At 69.0% G+C, this 18,113-nt stretch carries 16 protein-coding genes and 1 tRNA gene; 7 read left to right on the top strand and 10 right to left on the bottom strand.

All coding sequences use genetic code 11. The features are described from left to right. Nucleotides 1-23: 23 nt before the first annotated feature. Nucleotides 24-809: a hypothetical protein gene (locus AB0E62_RS03680; RefSeq protein ID WP_362187472.1), complete on the bottom strand. Its 786-nt coding sequence runs from the start codon at nt 807-809 to the stop codon at nt 24-26. A gap of 40 nt (nt 810-849) precedes the next feature. Here AB0E62_RS03680 and AB0E62_RS03675 point away from each other — a divergent pair, with 40 nt between their 5' ends. Beyond that, a complete protein-coding gene (locus AB0E62_RS03675) occupies nt 850-1,002 on the top strand; it encodes a hypothetical protein (RefSeq protein ID WP_362187469.1) in 153 nt (50 codons plus the stop codon). 68 nt (nt 1,003-1,070) lie between these two features. Here AB0E62_RS03675 and AB0E62_RS03670 read toward each other — a convergent pair. The 9 genes from AB0E62_RS03670 to dnaA all read right to left on the bottom strand — a co-directional run bounded on the left by AB0E62_RS03670 (nt 1,071) and on the right by dnaA (nt 14,120). After that, a tRNA-Ile gene (locus tag AB0E62_RS03670) sits at nt 1,071-1,147 on the bottom strand. Nucleotides 1,148-1,259: 112 nt separating this feature from the next. Next, on the bottom strand, nt 1,260-1,979 hold the full coding sequence (locus AB0E62_RS03665; protein WP_362187466.1) for a DUF3566 domain-containing protein: 720 nt from the start codon (nt 1,977-1,979) through the stop codon (nt 1,260-1,262). An 18-nt stretch (nt 1,980-1,997) separates the two neighbouring features. After that, on the bottom strand, nt 1,998-4,592 hold the full coding sequence (gyrA, locus tag AB0E62_RS03660) for a DNA gyrase subunit A (RefSeq protein ID WP_362187463.1): 2,595 nt from the start codon (nt 4,590-4,592) through the stop codon (nt 1,998-2,000). 42 nt (nt 4,593-4,634) lie between these two features. Further along, nucleotides 4,635-6,716 carry a DNA topoisomerase (ATP-hydrolyzing) subunit B gene (gene gyrB, locus AB0E62_RS03655; protein WP_362187460.1) on the bottom strand — a complete coding sequence of 694 codons (2,082 nt, stop codon included), beginning with the start codon at nt 6,714-6,716 and terminating at the stop codon, nt 4,635-4,637. 374 nt (nt 6,717-7,090) lie between these two features. Continuing rightward, nucleotides 7,091-7,660, bottom strand: a complete 570-nt coding sequence (locus AB0E62_RS03650) for a DciA family protein (RefSeq protein WP_362187457.1) — start codon at nt 7,658-7,660, stop codon at nt 7,091-7,093. Next, on the bottom strand, nt 7,657-8,778 hold the full coding sequence (gene recF, locus AB0E62_RS03645; protein ID WP_362187454.1) for a DNA replication/repair protein RecF: 1,122 nt from the start codon (nt 8,776-8,778) through the stop codon (nt 7,657-7,659). Before recF ends, AB0E62_RS03650 begins: the two co-directional genes overlap by 4 nt. Nucleotides 8,779-8,812: 34 nt before the next feature. Continuing rightward, the gene (gene gnd, locus AB0E62_RS03640) at nt 8,813-9,688 is read right to left on the bottom strand and encodes a phosphogluconate dehydrogenase (NAD(+)-dependent, decarboxylating) (RefSeq protein WP_362187451.1); all 876 of its coding nucleotides are present in this window, start codon (nt 9,686-9,688) and stop codon (nt 8,813-8,815) included. 202 nt (nt 9,689-9,890) lie between these two features. Next, the gene (dnaN, locus tag AB0E62_RS03635; RefSeq protein ID WP_362187448.1) at nt 9,891-11,021 is read right to left on the bottom strand and encodes a DNA polymerase III subunit beta; all 1,131 of its coding nucleotides are present in this window, start codon (nt 11,019-11,021) and stop codon (nt 9,891-9,893) included. 1,191 nt (nt 11,022-12,212) lie between these two features. After that, nucleotides 12,213-14,120: a chromosomal replication initiator protein DnaA gene (dnaA, locus tag AB0E62_RS03630; protein WP_362187445.1), complete on the bottom strand. Its 1,908-nt coding sequence runs from the start codon at nt 14,118-14,120 to the stop codon at nt 12,213-12,215. 370 nt (nt 14,121-14,490) lie between these two features. On the opposite strand from dnaA, the gene rpmH reads away from it, so the two are divergent. The 6 genes from rpmH (at nt 14,491) to rsmG (ending at nt 18,021) form a co-directional block, all read left to right on the top strand. After that, the gene (gene rpmH, locus AB0E62_RS03625; RefSeq protein ID WP_003956500.1) at nt 14,491-14,628 is read left to right on the top strand and encodes a 50S ribosomal protein L34; all 138 of its coding nucleotides are present in this window, start codon (nt 14,491-14,493) and stop codon (nt 14,626-14,628) included. A gap of 21 nt (nt 14,629-14,649) precedes the next feature. After that, nucleotides 14,650-15,021, top strand: a complete 372-nt coding sequence (rnpA, locus tag AB0E62_RS03620) for a ribonuclease P protein component (RefSeq protein ID WP_362187442.1) — start codon at nt 14,650-14,652, stop codon at nt 15,019-15,021. Further along, entirely contained in the window at nt 15,018-15,383 is a 366-nt protein-coding gene (gene yidD, locus AB0E62_RS03615; protein ID WP_362187440.1) for a membrane protein insertion efficiency factor YidD, read from the top strand. The genes rnpA and yidD overlap by 4 nt, the downstream gene beginning before the upstream one ends. Before the next feature lie 3 nt (nt 15,384-15,386). Beyond that, complete coding sequence (yidC, locus tag AB0E62_RS03610) at nt 15,387-16,661, top strand: membrane protein insertase YidC (RefSeq protein WP_362187437.1); 1,275 nt, start codon at nt 15,387-15,389, stop codon at nt 16,659-16,661. Between the two features lie 15 nt (nt 16,662-16,676). Next, complete coding sequence (locus tag AB0E62_RS03605) at nt 16,677-17,189, top strand: R3H domain-containing nucleic acid-binding protein (RefSeq protein WP_362187434.1); 513 nt, start codon at nt 16,677-16,679, stop codon at nt 17,187-17,189. Nucleotides 17,190-17,304: 115 nt separating this feature from the next. Continuing rightward, a complete protein-coding gene (gene rsmG, locus AB0E62_RS03600; RefSeq protein ID WP_362187431.1) occupies nt 17,305-18,021 on the top strand; it encodes a 16S rRNA (guanine(527)-N(7))-methyltransferase RsmG in 717 nt (238 codons plus the stop codon). Nucleotides 18,022-18,113: the final 92 nt, after the last annotated feature.

Here is an 18,113-nt window from a genome sequence, read left to right as displayed (position 1 = left end):
CCATGGTCACACGACCAACCACATCACGCTTCACCCAGATGCTTCATCATGCGGTTCACGACATCGATGCTGAGACTCAAGAGGTCTTGCACTTCATGAATGTCGTAAACCTTTTCGGGGTGCTGAGTCGGATTTCTGAACTCAACTCGAAGATTGTCCAGATTATTCAGAAGGACAGACGGCGGGGCGTTACGCTTCCTTTCCCTCAAGGACTTGACCATGGGGCCCCACATCAGAGCGGCACGCTTCTGCCTGACAATTTTACAATAGAAGTACTTCAAGACATCTTCGGTCCCCCTCATCAGATGGAAGGCCGCGGCAGTGGGAAGCTCGAAAGCAATACAGCGCCCCGCCTCCTTGAAGTCGTGCTGCGCGATCACGGGCAGCGCATCGTAGACGCCAGGGGCCATGAGATCGCTAGGCCTGTCGAGCAAGGTAGCCACCGGATACCTTTTGTCCGTGACCACGAACGACTCGAACCCCTTAGTCTCCACGAGCATGGTGTCGCGAAGTTTACTGGCACCGTCCTTGATTTCACTCGCCTCGTCCTTCGAAATTAGCCTGGAACCTCCCTCAGGTATCGGGTCACCTTCAGGCGACCGCTCAAGGGACCGCATCACCTTCCCCAGGTACAACCGCGCCGCCCGATGACTGACATGCATCCGGTTTTCTTCCAGCCACTTCAGGAGGTTGTGATAATTCACGAGAACGCCCCCCTTGTTCTTGGCATTCCACCCTTCTCGAACATCGACTAAATATCGAACAGCAGTTCCGATATAGATGAACTGATCAACAGATCGAGACTCCATCTGAGCATCTTGGCACGACTGGCCGGTTTTGAGATCAGCCGTGCAGGACTCGGCCCGCGGCAGGGCTCGTCTGATGCCGGTCCGGCCCTGGTCGGTGTCGTGGACGACGACCCGGTGGGCGAGGGCGCTGCCCCATGCCCAGTCCCCGGCCGCGATGCTCGCCGAACTGCTGGAGGACCCGCTCATCGGCTGATCGCCGCTGTTGGTGTCAAGGATGGATGCCAGAAGACCCCCGGCCCATCGGACCGGGGGTCTTCTCGCTGGTGGGGCTAACAGGATTTGAACCTGTGGCCTCATCCTTATCAGGGATGCGCTCTAACCAACTGAGCTATAGCCCCGCCGCGCTCTGCGGTGTGTGTCCCGCGCGCTGACTCCTGAAGATTAGCGCACGACACCGTCAGTCCCAAAATCGGTTGGCGGGGGACCGTCAGGACAGCGCTGGCCGGCGTGTCACTCGTCCTCCGCGAGGGTCAGCTCGATGCCGCCCACGAAGCCCGCGGAGAGGTTGTAGATGAACGCGCCGAGCGTCGCCAGCGCGGTCGCCAGGACGACGTCGATGACCGCGATGACCGACGTGAACGTCAGGACGTGCGGGAGGGACAGGAACGCCTGGAGGTCGAAGCCGTTGGCCTCGTTGGAGCCGGTCGCCTCCGAGATCGTGCCGCCGACCGTCGAGAACACGCCCATCGCGTCCATGACCATCCACAGCACCGCCGAGGCGACGATCGTGCAGATGCCGAACGCGATGGACAGCAGGAAGCTGACCTTCATCACCGACCACGGGTCGGCCTTGGCCACCCGCAGCCGGGCCTTGCGGGTGCGCGGCGCCGTCGGCCGCAGGCCCGTGCGCGGCTTGCGCGTCGCGCCCTGCGCCGGATAGGCCTGCGGCGGGTGGTACGGGCCGGCGGGCTGCTCGGAGTGCCGCTCGCCGGGCAGCGGCGACGCCGCCCGTGTCTCGCCGGACGCGGCCGGGCCTCGGGTGTCCGTCACCGTTCCCCCCTGGGATGCAGACGTACGGGAAAGGTCCGCCTCGGAGCCCTTCACCGGCTTCAGGTTCGTCGTGTGCGGGTCGCTCGCACTTGCCGTACGCGCGGCGGAGCCACGGCCGCCGCCGTCCGTTTCCGTACCCGTGGAGGTACCGGCCGATCCGGCGCCCGTGGCTCCGCTCACGATGACTCACTCCTCGTGCTACTCGGCCGAGGGTGCCTCACCCTCGTCCGTGCCGGTGGTCGCGGCATCCTCGGCGGTCTCGTCCACGGCCACGTCGCCGTCGACTTCCTCCGCCTCGCGCCCGGCCTCGGCGTTACGTGCGATGCCGACCACGGCATCGCGCTTGCCCAGGTTGATCAGTTGGACGCCCATGGTGTCACGGCCCGTCTCCCTGACCTCGCTGACTCGCGTACGAATCACACCGCCGGAGAGGGTGATCGCGAGGATCTCGTCGTGCTCCTCGACAATCAGCGCGCCGACGAGCGAACCGCGGTCTTCCACGATCTTGGCGGCCTTGATGCCGAGGCCGCCGCGGCCCTGGACGCGGTACTCGTCGACGGCGGTCCGCTTCGCGTACCCACCGTCGGTGGCAGTGAACACGAACGTACCGGGTCGGACGACATTCATCGAGAGAAGCTCGTCGCCCTCGCGGAAACTCATCCCCTTGACGCCGGAGGTGGCGCGGCCCATCGGGCGAAGGGACTCGTCCGACGCGGTGAACCGGATCGACTGCGCCTTCTTGCTGATCAGCAGCAGATCGTCCGCGGCGGAGACCAGCTCGGCACCGATCAGCTCGTCGTCGCCGCCGTCCTCCCGCTCGCGCAGGTTGATCGCGATGACACCGCCGGAGCGGGGCGAATCGTAATCCTTCAGTGGCGTCTTCTTGACCAGACCGGACTTGGTCGCCAGGACCAGGTACGGCGCCGCCTCGTAGTCCCGGATCGCCAGGATCTCCGCGATCGCCTCGTCCGGCTGGAAGGCCAGCAGGTTCGCCACGTGCTGGCCGCGCGCGTCCCGGCCGGCCTCGGGCAGTTCGTACGCCTTCGCCCGGTACACCCGGCCCTTGTTCGTGAAGAACAGCAGCCAGTGGTGCGTCGTGGAGACGAAGAAGTGGTCGACGATGTCGTCTTCCTTCAGCTTCGCGCCGCGCACGCCCTTGCCGCCGCGCTTCTGCGCCCGGTAGTCGTCCGTCTTCGTCCGCTTGACGTAGCCGCCGCGCGTGACGGTGACGACGATGTCCTCCTCGGCGATCAGGTCCTCGATGGACATGTCGCCCTCGTACGGGATCAGCTTGGTCTGGCGGTCGTCGCCGTACTTCTCGACGATCGCGGCCAGCTCCTCGCTGACGATCCCGCGCTGGCGGACCGGCGAGGCCAGGATCTGGTTGTACTCGTTGATCTTCGCCTGGAGCTCGTCGTGCTCCTGGACGATCTTCTGCCGCTCCAGGGCCGCCAGGCGCCGCAGCTGCATCTCCAGGATCGCGTTGGCCTGGATCTCGTCGATCTCCAGCAGGTCCATCAGGCCGCCGCGCGCGATCTCGACGGTGTCGCTGCGCCGGATCAGCGCGATGACCTCGTCGATGGCGTCCAGCGCCTTCAGCAGGCCGCGCAGGATGTGCGCCCGCTCCTCGGCCTTGCGCAGCCGGAACTTGGTCCGGCGGACGATGACCTCGATCTGGTGCGTCACCCAGTGCCGGATGAACGCGTCCAGCGAGAGGGTGCGCGGCACGCCGTCCACCAGCGCCAGCATGTTGGCGCCGAAGTTGGTCTGCAGGTCGGTGTGCTTGTACAGGTTGTTCAGGACCACCTTGGCGACCGCGTCGCGCTTGAGCACGATCACCAGGCGCTGGCCCGTACGGGACGACGTCTCGTCGCGGACGTCCGCGATGCCGCCGATCTTGCCGTCCTTCACCAGGTCGGCGATCTTCTGCGCCAGGTTGTCCGGGTTCACCTGGTACGGCAGCTCGGTGACCACCAGGCACTGGCGGCCCTGGATCTCCTCGACCTCGACCACCGCGCGCATCGTGATGGAGCCGCGCCCGGTGCGGTACGCCTCCTCGATGCCCTTGCGGCCCACGACCAGGGCGCCGGTCGGGAAGTCCGGGCCCTTGATGCGCTCCATGAGCGCGTCCAGCAGCTCCTCGTGGGAGACCTCGGGGTTCTCCAGGTACCACTGGGCGCCGGCCGCGACCTCGCGCAGGTTGTGCGGCGGGATGTTGGTCGCCATGCCGACCGCGATGCCGGCCGAGCCGTTGATCAGCAGGTTCGGGAAGCGGGCTGGCAGGACCGTCGGCTCCTGGGAGCGGCCGTCGTAGTTGTCCGTGAAGTCGACGGTCTCCTCGTCGATGTCGCGGACCATCTCCATCGACAGCGGCGCCATCTTGCACTCGGTGTACCGCATGGCCGCCGCCGGGTCGTTGCCCGGGGAGCCGAAGTTGCCGTTGGAGTCCACCAGCGGCATCCGCATCGACCACGGCTGGGCGAGGCGCACCAGGGCGTCGTAGATGGAGGAGTCGCCGTGCGGGTGGTAGTTGCCCATGACGTCGCCGACGACGCGGGCGCACTTGTAGAAGCCGCGCTCGGGGCGGTAACCGCCGTCGTACATCGCGTACAGCACACGGCGGTGGACGGGCTTGAGACCGTCCCGGACGTCCGGCAGCGCGCGGGAGACGATGACGGACATCGCGTAGTCGAGGTACGAGCGCTGCATCTCCGTCTCGAGCCCGACGGGCTCGACACGCATCGCGAGTTCGCCGCCCTCTTCCGGGGTGACGGGGGTGTTCTCGTCGGCCATTGCTGGTGAAGATCCTTCCTGGTGCGGTCAGCTGAGACCGACTCAGATGTCGAGGAAGCGGACGTCCTTGGCGTTGCGCTGGATGAACTGGCGGCGGGCCTCCACGTCCTCGCCCATGAGGACCGAGAACAGGTCGTCGGCCTGGGCGGCGTCGTCGAGGGTGACCTGGCCGAGGACCCGGTGCTCCTGGTCCATGGTGGTCACACGCAGCTCCTCGGCGTTCATCTCGCCGAGACCCTTGAAGCGCTGGATGGAGTCCTCGCGCACGCGCTTGCCCCGCTGGCGGCCCATCTCGATCAGCGCGTCGCGCTCGCGGTCCGAGTAGGCGTACTCCACGTCGTCCCGGCCCCACTTGATCTTGTACAGCGGCGGGCGGGACAGGTACACGTGCCCGGCCTCGACCAGCGGCCGCATGAAGCGGAACAGGAAGGTCAGCAGCAGGGTGCTGATGTGCTGGCCGTCGACGTCGGCGTCCGCCATCAGGATGATCTTGTGATAGCGGAGCTTCTCGATGTCGAAGTCCTCGTGCACACCCGTGCCGAAGGCCGAGATCAGCGCCTGGATCTCCTGGTTCTGCAGGATCTTGTCGATCCGCGCCTTCTCCACGTTCAGGATCTTGCCGCGGATCGGGAGGATCGCCTGGTACTGCGGGTTCCGGCCGGACTTGGCCGAGCCGCCGGCGGAGTCACCCTCGACGATGAAGATCTCGCACTTGGCCGGGTCGTTGGACTGGCAGTCGGCCAGCTTGCCCGGCAGCGACGCGGTCTCCAGCAGGCCCTTGCGGCGGGTCAGGTCGCGGGCCTTGCGGGCCGCCACGCGCGCGGTGGCCGCCTGGATGCCCTTGCGGATGATGTCCGCGGCCTCGACCGGGTTGCGGTCCAGCCAGTCGTTGAGGTGTTCGTAGACCGCCTTCTGCACGAAGGTCTTGGCCTCCGTGTTGCCCAGCTTGGTCTTCGTCTGGCCCTCGAACTGCGGCTCGCTCAGCTTGACCGAGATGATCGCGGTCAGACCCTCGCGGATGTCGTCGCCGGTGAGGTTGTCGTCCTTCTCGCGCAGCAGCTTCTTGTCGCGCGCGTACTTGTTGATCAGGCTGGTCAGCGCCGCGCGGAAGCCCTCTTCGTGGGTGCCGCCCTCGTGCGTGTGGATGATGTTCGCGAAGGAGTACACGCCCTCGCTGTAGCCGCTGTTCCACTGCATGGCGACCTCGAGGGACAGGCTCTTGTCCTTGTCCTCGGCCTCCAGCGAGACGACCGTCGGGTGCACCGCGTCCCCCTTGCGGGAGTTGAGGTACTTCACGAAGTCGACGATGCCGCCCTCGTAGTGGTACGTGACGGTCTTGACCTCGGCCTTCTCGTCGGCGCCCGCCTCGTCCGCGCCGCTGGTGGCCTTCGCCGACTCGCGCTCGTCGGTGAGCCGGATCGTCAGGCCCTTGTTGAGGAACGCCATCTCCTGGAAGCGCCGGGACAGCGTCTCGAAGGAGTACTCGGTGGTCTCGAAGATCTCCGGGTCGGCCCAGAAGGTGACCGACGTGCCGGTCTCCTCGGTCGCCTCGTGCTTGACCAGCGGGGCCGTCGGCACGCCCATCTTGTAGTCCTGCGTCCAGCGGTGGCCGTCGGTCTTCACCTCGACGGCGACCTTCGTGGACAGCGCGTTCACCACGGACACGCCGACACCGTGCAGACCGCCGGAGACGGCGTAGCCGCCGCCGCCGAACTTGCCGCCCGCGTGCAGCACGGTCAGCACGACCTCGACGGCCGGCTTGCCCTCGGAGGGCACGATGCCCACCGGGATGCCACGGCCGTTGTCGACGACGCGCACTCCGCCGTCGGCGAGGATCGTGACGTCGATGGTGTCCGCGTAACCGGCCAGCGCCTCGTCGACCGAGTTGTCGACGACCTCGTACACCAGGTGGTGCAGACCGCGCTCGCCCGTGGAGCCGATGTACATGCCGGGCCGCTTGCGGACCGCGTCCAGCCCTTCGAGCACGGTGATGGCGCTGGCGTCGTACGAGGCTGAGGCCGCGCCGGACTCGGTGGCCTCGCCGTTCACGCCGGCGTCGGTGGACGGGATGTTCTCGTTGGGGTTGCCGGAATCGGCCACGAAGCGCCCTTTCTGGCACAGCACGAGCCGGGCTCGTCGGCAGGTTGCCGGAGCGGCTGCGGCATGTTGCGTTGGTAAGCCTTGATCAGCGTTGCTCAGCTTTTCCCGGGCGGTCCCCACGTTGGGGCGGGATTGTCTTCCAGTCTACCGGTAGCACTGACATCGATGGGGGTTTGCGGGCACCTCAGCTCCCATGTGCCGCCCTGAACCGGTCTCGGCCGGGTCCCGATATACGGATGGGGGCTCCAAGGGGCTCACAGCGGCACTCAGCGCTTCGCGTCGTCAACCCGTGGCTACCGGCGGGTCAGAAGGGCGTCCGGGGACGATCCGGACGCGTTCCCGCCCGGCTCGCACGGCGGTGACGGCCCTCTCCCGCGCCCGCGCGGACGTGAGGTACGTCACCCGTACGTATCGCCGGGTCCGGTGCTGCCCGGCGCCCGCAGCGGGCCGTAGCGGCGGGCCGGGCCGCCCGGGTTGAGCACCTTGATCATCCGTACGCTGCCGTGCCCCAGGTCCTCGTTGAGCCGGGCCACCAGCGCGGGCGCGAGGTGGCGCAGCTGGGTCGCCCAGGCCGTGGAGTCGCACCCCACGACCAGCACCCGCTCGTCCTCGTCGTACCGCTGCGGCACACAGTGCTTCGCCAGGTCCTCGCCGACGATCTGCGGCCAGCGGCCCATCACCCCGCCCACCGCGGCGGGCGTCTCCCAGCCGCGCTCGGTGATCAGCCGGTTGATCGCCGCGCCCAGCGCGAGCGGGTCGCGTCCGTCGGCGCGCGCGCCGGAGCGCAGACCGCCGCCGCGCCGGGCCTGCTTCTTCTGCCGGGCCGCGTCCCCGCGCGCGCGGGCCTGCTCCTTCGCGGCGCGCAACGCCACGCGCGCGAGGTCGACGCCGGAGGGCTCCTTGGAGTTCGCCGCCCTGGGGGTGCCGGGGGCCTTCGGGATGTCCGGTACGGAGTCGTCGAAGTTCATACGCGCTCCACCGTCCCGCCGGCCACCGCGTACCGGGCGCCGGCCAGCACAGGGGGTACGTCGTCGTCCACGGCGGCGGTGACCAGCACCTGCTCGCCGGGGGCGACCAGTTCCGCGAGCCGTTCCCGGCGGCGGGCGTCCAGTTCGGCGAAGACGTCGTCCAGGATCAGCACCGGCTCGTTGCCCTCCGCGCGCAGCAGGTCGTAGGAGGCCAGCCGGAGGGCGAGGGCGTAGGACCAGGACTCGCCGTGCGAGGCGTAGCCCTTGGCGGGCAGCTGACCGAGTCTGAGCACCAGGTCGTCGCGGTGCGGGCCGACGAGGGTGACGCCGCGCTCGATCTCCTGCTTGCGCGCCTCCGCGAGGGCCGCCGTCAGCTGGGCGTACAGTTCCTCGCGCGTGTGGGCCTCGCCCGGCGCCGACGGCTTGTACTCCAGCGCGACCGGCCCGCCGCCGGGAGCCAGTTGCTCGTAGGCCTTGTCGGCCAGCGGCTGGAGGGCGGCGACGAGGTCCAGACGCTGGACGAGCACCTCGGCACCCGCGCGCGCGAGGTGCTGGTCCCACACGTCGAGCGTGGACAGGTCCATGGAGCGCCCGCCGTGCCGGCGCGCGAGGGCGGCCGACTTCAGCAGGGTGTTGCGCTGCTTGAGCACCCGCTCGTAGTCGGAGCGCACGCCCGCCATCCGCGGGGACCGCGCGGTGACCAGCTCGTCGAGGAACCGCCGCCGCTCGCCCGGGTCGCCCTTGACGAGGGCGAGGTCCTCGGGTGCGAACAGCACGGTCCGTACGATCCCCAGCACGTCCCGCGGTCTGACCTGCGAGGACCGGTTGACGCGGGCGCGGTTGGCCTTGCCCGGGTTCAGCTCCAGCTCGATCAGCTGCTGCCGGTCGCCCTGGCGGACCTGGGCCCGCACGATCGCCCGCTCGGCGCCCATGCGCACCAGCGGAGCGTCGGAGGCGACCCGGTGGCTGCCGAGCGTGGCCAGGTAGCCGACCGCCTCCACCAGGTTGGTCTTGCCCTGCCCGTTGGGGCCGACGAAGGCGGTGACACCCGGGTCGAGCGGGACCTCGGCCCGGGCGTACGAGCGGAAGTCGGCCAGCGAAAGATGCGTGACGTGCATGGTCGTCCGCCGACCTCCCTGCTTGTGCTGCGGCTTACTTCTTCGCTACGGCGTGCCCGCCGAACTGGTTGCGCAGCGCGGCGATCATCTTCATCTGCGGCGAGTCCTCCTGCCGGGAGGCGAACCGCGCGAACAGCGAGGCGGTGATCGCCGGCAGCGGCACGGCGTTGTCGATGGCCGCCTCCACCGTCCAGCGTCCCTCACCGGAGTCCTGTGCGTAACCGCGCAGGTCGTCCAGGTGCTCGTCCTCGTCGAGGGCGTTGACCGCGAGGTCCAGCAGCCAGGACCGGATGACCGTGCCCTCCTGCCAGGAGCGGAAGACCTCGCGGACGTTCTCCACGGAGTCGACCTTCTCCAGCAGCTCCCAGCCCTCGGCGTAGGCCTGCATCATGGCGTACTCGATGCCGTTGTGGACCATCTTCGCGAAGTGGCCCGCGCCGACCTTGCCCGCGTGCACCGCGCCGAAGTCGCCCTCCGGCTTGAGCGCGTCGAAGACCGGCTGCACCTTGGCGACGTTCTCGGCGTCGCCGCCGTACATCAGCGCGTACCCGTTCTCCAGGCCCCACACGCCGCCGGAGACGCCGCAGTCGACGAAGCCTATGCCCTTGGCGGCCAGCTCCCCGGCGTGCCGCTCGTCGTCGGTCCAGCGGGAGTTGCCGCCGTCCACGACCACGTCGCCGGGCTCCAGCAGCTCGGCCAGCCGGTCGATGGTCGACTGGGTGGGCTCGCCCGCCGGGACCATCACCCAGACCACGCGCGGGCCGCTGAGCCTGTCCACAAGCTCTTCCAGGCTGTGGACATCCGCGACGTCCGCGTTGCGGTCGTACCCGATGACGGTGTGGCCCGCGCGGCGGATCCGCTCGCGCATGTTGCCGCCCATCTTGCCGAGGCCGACGAGACCGAGCTCCATCAGTTGTGTTCCTTAGGTCGCTGTGTGGCGTGAGAGGCACCGAGGTGCCGAGCCGAGCCTAAACCCGGGCGCTCACGCACAGCTGTGGGCATACGCGCTCATGCGAGGACCCCGCTGACCTGCGGTGATGCAGCCGCCACCCGCGTCCACGGTGCCGGATACCCACAGGGGTGCCCGGCACCGTGCACAGCTGTGGAAAACGTCAGCCGCTGAGGCGGACCGGCATGATCAGGTACTTGTACGCGTCGTCGGCCTCGGCGTCCACCGCGGGCTTCCCGCTGAGCAGCGCCGGCTTCGTGGACGTGGTGAACGACAGCTGCGCCACCGGCGAGTCGATCGCGCTCAGGCCGTCCAGCAGGAACGTCGGGTTGAAGGCGATCGAGATGTCGTCGCCCTCCAGCTGGGCGTCGACCCTTTCCACAGCCTGTGCGTCATCGCTCGAGCCGGCCTCCAGGATCAGCACGCCCTGCTCGAAGCTCAGCCGCACCGGGGTGTTCCGCTCGGCGACCAGGGCCACACGCTTGACCGCCTCGACGAACGGCGCGGTCTCGATCACGGCGACGGAGTTGAACTCGGTCGGGAACAGCGTGCGGTACTTGGGCAGGTCGCCCTCCAGCAGCCGCGTGGTCGTACGCCGCCCGGCGCCCTCGAAACCGATCAGGCCCTCACCGGCGCCCGCACCGGCCAGCGCCAGCGTGACGCTGTCCCCTGCGCCCAGCGACTTGGCGGTGTCCAGCAGCGTCTTGGCGGGGACCAGGGCGACGGCGGAGGCGTCCGGGTTCTCCGGCTTCCACAGGAACTCGCGGACGGCGAAGCGGTAGCGGTCGGTGGAGGCCAGGGTGACCGTGTCGCCCTCGATCTCGATGCGCACACCGGTGAGCACCGGCAGCGTGTCGTCACGGCCGGCGGCGATGGCCACCTGGGAGACGGCCGCGGCGAAGACCTCTCCGGGGACGGTGCCGGTCGCGTTCGGCATCTGCGGCAGGGCCGGGTACTCCTCCACCGGCAGGGTGTGGAGGGTGAACCGGGAGGTGCCGCAGACCACGGTCGCCCGTACACCGTCTGTGGAAATCTCCACCGGGCGGTTGGGCAGGGCGCGCGAGATGTCGGCGAGCAGCCGGCCGGAGACCAGGACGGTGCCCTCCTCCTCGATCTCCGCCTCGACGTTCACCCGCGCGGAGACCTCGTAGTCGAAGCTCGACAGGCTCAGCTGGCCGTCCTCGGCCTTGAGCAGCAGGCCGGCGAGGACAGGCGCCGGCGGACGGGCCGGGAGGCTGCGTGCCGCCCAGGCCACTGCCTCCGCGAGTACGTCGCGTTCCACCCGGATCTTCACCGTAAGCCGCCTCCTGCTGTTGCTACTGAGTCCTCCGACTCGGTGTCACCGCCCTCTGCGACGGGAAGGACACCGGGGACCAGTCTGACGCACGGCACTGACAGTAGGTGCCCGTCGGGGTCAAGTCGGTCCGAGGGGCAGCCGGGCGCGAGAGGGCGAGTTGTGCACAGGCCCCGCTTCCAAACGATTGCCGAGCTCTCTCTAGTCGGGAGTAGTAGTAGGGCCTGTGGATACCGTGGATAACCACGTTTGCCCAGCTCAGCACGGGTTTTTTATCCACCGGTCCTGTGGGTGGAGGCGGTGGACAACCAGGGCCGTCTGTGGAGAACGGAAAGTTCTGCACACACCGCCCACAGGCTGGGGGCAGTTCTCCCCAGCTGTGTCCCCAGGAATACCCACGTTTCCCACAGCCCAATCCGGCAGCTTCCTGTGACGCCTTTCACTCGACGCGGTGAGCGGGGGCGTCGGGTTGCCGAACAGTGGACAGCCATGTGGAGAAGCCCCGGTTCGCTGGGGACAACCGCCCCCAGCCTGTGGGGCACCGGTGGAAAACGCGACGCCCGGCTTGGGGACGATGCGGTTGTCCACAGTCTGTGGAGATCGTTCGTCCACGAATCCACAGGCCCCTGAGCTGGGCAGACGCCAAGAGGCCAGCCTCCCTGTGGACGCAGTTCGGGACAACTCCGCAGTCCCCAGTCTGTGGACGGAAGAAAGTCGCCGAATCTGTGGAGGAAGGCCGTAACCAGGCAGCTAATCGAACAAGGGGTGACGGGGAGGAAACGGCCCACAGGCACCTCAACCGGCGTCGCGGGCGCCCGGGACGCCGGATGCGGGGCCGATGAGGGCCGGAGAAGGGCCCGATGGAGCCGCCCAAGCCCCTTGTGAGCGCGGCGAGGGGCCGACCGTGGAGCGCCCGCGGCCCAGGGCGCGTGCGGGTACGTCCGGAGACGCCCTCTGAACGCATGGGGATGCCGGGCACCGTGAGGGAACGCCGAGGGGAACGCGGGGGCGCCGGCCAGGGTGCCTCTCCGGGCGGCCGGAAGGGCGGTCGTCGCGGCGGAGATCCGTCCGGGCGGAGCGGACCAGGACGCAGTTGGCCCGGCCGGTGTGCCGGGTGCGCCCGCAGACGCCGGAGGGCGCCCCGGGGCGGTGTGTGCCCCGGAGCGCCCTCCGCGCCGGCGTACGGCCGGCTCAGCCGTTCTTGATGCGGTTGGTCAGCTCCGTGACCTGGTTGTAGATCGAGCGCCGCTCGGCCATCAGCGCACGGATCTTGCGGTCGGCGTGCATCACGGTGGTGTGGTCGCGGCCGCCGAACTGCGCGCCGATCTTCGGCAGGGACAGATCCGTCAGCTCGCGGCACAGGTACATCGCGATCTGCCGCGCGGTCACCAGCGCGCGCCCGCGCGAGGTGCCGCACAGGTCCTCCACCGTCAGCCCGAAGTAGTCCGCGGTGGCCGCCATGATGGCCGTGGCGGTGATCTCCGGCGCGCTGTCCTCCCCGCCGGGGATGAGGTCCTTCAGGACGATCTCGGTCAGGCCCAGGTCCACCGGCTGCCGGTTGAGCGACGCGAACGCCGTCACCCGGATCAGCGCGCCCTCCAGCTCACGGATGTTCCGCGAGATCCGGGAGGCGATGAACTCGAGCACCTCCGGGGGCGCGTTCAGCTGCTCCTGCACCGCCTTCTTGCGCAGGATCGCGATCCGCGTCTCCAGCTCGGGCGGCTGGACGTCGGTGATCAGGCCCCACTCGAAACGGTTGCGCAGCCGGTCCTCCAGCGTGACCAGCTGCTTGGGCGGCCGGTCGCTGGAGAGCACGATCTGCTTGTTGGCGTTGTGGAGCGTGTTGAAGGTGTGGAAGAACTCCTCCTGCGTCGACTCCTTGTCCGCGAGGAACTGGATGTCGTCGACGAGCAGGATGTCCATCTCGCGGTAGCGCTTGCGGAAACTGTCGCCCTTGCCGTCGCGGATGGAGTTGATGAACTCGTTGGTGAACTCCTCCGAGCTGACGTACCGCACGCGCGTGCCCGGGTACAGGCTGCGCGCGTAGTGCCCGATGGCGTGCAGCAGATGGGTCTTGCCGAGCCCGGACTCCCCGTAGATGAACAGCGGGTTGTACGCCTTCGCCGGCGCCTCGGCGACCGCGACCGCCGCCGCGTGCGCGAAGCGGTTGGAGGCGCCGATGACGAACGTGTCGAACAGGTACTTGGGGTTCAGCCGCGCGGTCGGCTCGCCCGGTCCGCTCGCCGGCGCCGGCTGTGCCGCCAGCGGGCCGGGGGCGCCGGTGGACGGCCCGTCCGGGCGGCCGGGGCCGCCGCGGTGCGCCGCCGGGTCGGGCCGCTCCCGGCGGACCGGGTCGCGCTGGTCGTACTCGGTGCGGGACGGGTCGTACTCGCCCCGCGCGGAGTCGTAGTCCTGGCGCGCGGAGTCGTACTCGCCGCGCTGCTGCTCGTACGGCGGCCGGTCCATGCCCTGCGGGCGGTAGTCCTGGGACGGTGCGCCGTACGCGTCCGCGCCGGAGCCGTAGCCGTCCTGGGAGGACGGCGAGGCGTACGGGTCCCGCTCGGGGAAGCCGAGCCGGGGCTGCTGCCAGCCGTACTCGTCCTGCCCGGGGCGCGGCCAGGCGCCGGGCTCGGGCCGCTGGTACTCGGCCGGGTAGACCGGGCGGACCGTGGGGAGCTGGTCGGGGCGGGCGGCCGGGGGCTGCTCGGAGCGCGGCTCGCCGCCACGGGACCGCCCGTACCCCTCGTACGGTCCGGAGGGCAGCTCGGGTTCCTCGTAGCGCGGCTTCGCCGGCTGCTGGACGGGAGGCGCCGGAGGCTCGCCCGCGGAGTCGTCCACGGTGATCGCGATCCGGATGGGACGGCCGCACTCCCGGCTCAGGGTCTCGCTGACGACGGGCGCCAGACGCCCCTCCAGTACGCCCTTCGCGAATTCGTTCGGCACGGCGAGAAGGGCGGTGTCCGCGACCAGCGCGAGCGGCTGGCAGCGCCGGATCCAGTGCTCGTCCTTGGCCTCCACACCCTGACCGCGGTCCTCACCGAGCAGCTGTTCCAGTACGCGCGGCCACACTGCGGCAAGATCGGCAGGTACGTCAGCCACAGGGCACGCTCTCTCACAGGTCCCACGAACGTGTGGTTCAGGGACGGGTCGGGATGAAAATCGGGTCGGGCGGGGATAAGGGAACGAATCGGAGTCCAGCCACGGTAGTCAGCGCGGCGGGTGCGGTTCAAGTTTTGTCCCCAGCCTGTGGACAGTCTCTCCCGGCGACCCTCGGTTTGACCGGATGGCGCAGCCCCGCGTACCGTAACCAGGTCGAGTTGTCGATGGCTGCTGCCGCCTGCCTCCGATGGGCACAGGTCACGTCAGGTGATCGGGAAGCGGTGCACTCGGGCGTGACGAGAGCTACTCGTGGGCGCACGGTGACAGCCAGGACGGCACCCCGCCACTACCGATTTTCTGGAGCCCCCGAGTGAGCAAGCGCACCTTCCAGCCGAACAACCGTCGTCGCGCGAAGACCCACGGCTTCCGGCTGCGTATGCGCACCCGTGCCGGCCGCGCGATTCTCGCGTCCCGCCGTAGCAAGGGTCGCGCCCGTCTGTCCGCCTGATCCCGGTCAGGTCATGACATCGTGCTGCCCACCGAGAACCGGCTGAGGCGGCGCGAGGACTTCGCGACCGCGGTACGACGAGGTCGCCGGGCAGGTCGCCCGACTCTCGTCGTCCACCTTCGTAGCGGTGCCACGGACCCGCACGCGCCTGGGGAGAGCGCTCCCCCGACGCGTGCGGGTTTCGTCGTGAGCAAGGCCGTGGGTGGTGCGGTCGTGCGCAACAAAGTGAAGCGCAGACTGCGTCACCTGATGCGTGACCGAGTCGGCCTGTTTCCTCCCGGTAGCCTGGTAGTCGTACGAGCGCTGCCCGGATCGGGCGACGCGGACCACGCACAGCTGGCCCAAGACCTGGACGCCGCCCTGCAGCGGCTGCTGGGAGGGGGCGCGCGATGAAGTACCCGCTACTGGCTCTGATCAAGCTGTACCAGTGGACGATCAGTCCGCTGCTGGGGCCGGTATGCAAGTACTACCCGTCGTGCTCCCACTACGGCTACACGGCCATCGACCGGCACGGTGCGGTCAAGGGGACCGCGCTGACCGCCTGGCGCATCCTCCGGTGCAATCCGTGGTCGCTGGGTGGCGTGGACCATGTTCCGCCGCGCAAGCGTCCGCGGTGGCACGAAATGCTGCGCGACGCCTGGCGCGCACGCAGGGGCGGGTCCTCCGCCGCCGAAGCGGCCACCGAAGCGAAGCCACCAACGGAGTCTCCTTCGAGCCCGGCCGCAGAGACCTCGTCCCATGCCCAAGGAGCATGATTAGTGGACAAGATTGCCAGCCTTTTCAGTTTCATCACCTGGCCCGTCTCCTGGGTCATCGTCCAGTTCCACAGGGTGTACGGGGCGATCTTCGGACCTGACACGGGGTGGGCCTGGGGCCTGTCCATCGTGTCCCTGGTGATCTTGATCCGCATCTGCCTGATCCCGCTCTTCGTGAAGCAGATCAAGGCGACCCGCGCGATGCAGACGCTCCAGCCGGAGATGAAGAAGATCCAGGAGCGCTACAAGAACGACCGGCAGCGTCAGTCCGAAGAGATGATGAAGCTGTACAAGGAGTCGGGCACCAACCCGCTCTCCTCGTGCCTTCCCATCCTGGCGCAGTCCCCGTTCTTCTTCGCCCTGTACCACGTGCTCGCCGCCATCGCGTCGGGCAAGAAGATCGGCGTCATCAACGCCGATCTGCTCGAGAGCGCCCGGAACGCGCACATCTTCGGCGCCCCGCTGGCCGCCAAGTTCTTCAGCAGCGACAGCCAGGTCAGCGCCCTGCACGCCTCGCTGACCGACGTCCGTGTCGTGACCGCCATCATGATCGTGCTGATGTCGGCGTCGCAGTTCTACACGCAGCGCCAGCTGATGACGAAGAACGTCGACACCACCGTGAAGACGCCGTTCATGCAGCAGCAGAAGATGCTGATGTACGTCTTCCCGATCATGTTCGCCGTCCTCGGTGTGAACTTCCCGGTCGGTGTCCTCATCTACTGGCTGACCACCAACGTGTGGACCATGGGCCAGCAGATGTACGTCATCCGCAACAACCCGACCCCGGGTTCGAAGGCCCAGGCGGCCTACCTGGAGCGGCTGACCAAGCACGTCACGCAGCACGGCAAGGTCCGCCGCCGCAGCGAGAAGGCCATCGTCAAGGCGATCGTCGCCAAGGGCCGCGACCGCAACGAGTTCGAGCGCAAGTTCGTCAACGCGCTGACCAAGGCCGGCCTCGCCGCGCAGGCCGACGGCACCGTCACGAAGAGCGCGGCCCAGGCCGCGGCGCAGGCCGAGGAGGGCACGGACGCCGGCACCGCCACGACCGCCGCCACCGCCCGGCGCCAGCAGCCCAAGCGCCAGAGCAAGTCCCAGCGGCAGACGGGCGGGACCAAGGCGGGTGACTCCCCGTCGCTGGAGAAGTCCGACGCACCGCAGGACACCAAGCCCGCGGCTGCCAAGCAGCCCCAGAAGCCCGGCTCCGGCACCCGCAGCAAGGCCCAGTCCGGCCAGCGCAAGGGTGGCCCGCAGCGGCCCAAGTCCCCGTCCAAGAAGTAAGAAGGAGCCCATCCCGTGACGGAAGGCACCACCTCCGCCGCTGCCGAGGGTGCAGACACCCTCACCCGCCTGGAGCAGGAGGGCGAGATCGCGGCGGACTACCTGGAGGGTCTGCTCGACATCGCCGACCTCGACGGTGACATCGACATGGACGTCGAGGCCGACCGCGCCTCCGTGTCGATCGTCAGCGACACCGGCAGCCGCGACCTGCAGAAGCTGGTCGGCCGGGACGGCGAGGTGCTGGAGGCCCTGCAGGAGCTGACGCGGCTGGCCGTGCACCGTGAAACCGGTGACCGCAGCCGCCTGATGCTGGACATCGCGGGCTACCGCGCCAAGAAGCGCTCCGAGCTGTCCGAGCTGGGCGCCAAGGCCGCCGCCGAGGTGAAGAGCACCGGCGAGCCCGTGAAGCTCAAGCCGATGACCCCGTTCGAGCGCAAGGTCGTGCACGACGCGGTCAAGGCCGCGGGGCTGCGCAGCGAGTCCGAGGGCGAGGAGCCGCAGCGCTTCGTCGTCGTGCTGCCCGCCTGATCGGCCCCCGTTCCACCGGCCCCGTCTGTTGAGCAGGCGGGGCCGAACTTTGTCAGCCTGGTAGTTCTGGTGGCCGGTGCGCGAAGCGCCGGCGCTGTACGGAAGGACGGTCCCCGTGACGGAGGCAGCGGAGCTTCCCCCCGCACCCGAGCAGGCGCGGGAAGTGTTTGGTGAGCGCTTCGCCGATGCGGTCCGCTATGCGGAGCTGCTCGCCGAGGCAGGCGTGCAGCGCGGCCTGATCGGCCCGCGGGAAGTGCCCCGCTTGTGGGAGCGGCACCTGCTGAACTGCGCGGTGCTCTCCGAGGCCGTTCCAGAGGGGGTGACGGTCTGCGACGTCGGCTCCGGCGCGGGGCTGCCGGGCATCCCGCTGGCCCTGGTCCGCGACGACCTGAACATCACCCTGCTGGAGCCCCTGCTGCGGCGCACCAACTTCCTCACTGAGGTCGTCGAGCTGCTCGGCCTGGACCATGTCACCGTGGTGCGGGGCCGGGCCGAGGAGGTCATGGGCAAGCTGCCACCGGTCCATGTGGTGACGGCACGGGCCGTGGCCCCGCTGGACCGCCTGGCCACCTGGGGCATCCCGCTGCTGCGCCCGTACGGCGAGATGCTCGCGCTCAAGGGCGACACGGCCGAGGAGGAACTGAAGGCGGCGGCCACCGCGCTGAGCAAGCTGGGGGCAGTGGAGACATCCATCCTGCATGTGGGTGAGAACGTGGTGGATCCGCCGTCCACCGTGGTGCGCGTGGAGGTCGGAGAGAGTCCGGGCGGTGTGCGCTTCGCCGCCAAGCGAGCCAAGGCGGCCCGCACCGGCCGGGCCCGTCGACGCCGGTGAGCCGGAGGGCGGGTGTGCGTCCGTGTGCCGTGAGGCAGGCGGTCGCTGACCCGTCCTGACGACGGAACGTACTCCACACAAGCTGCCGGCCC

It is taken from the genome of Streptomyces sp. NPDC038707, from assembly GCF_040636485.1.
GTDB lineage: Bacteria > Actinomycetota > Actinomycetes > Streptomycetales > Streptomycetaceae > Streptomyces.
Note: the sequence above shows the minus strand (reverse complement) of the source record. Positions and strands in the feature narration are given on the sequence as shown.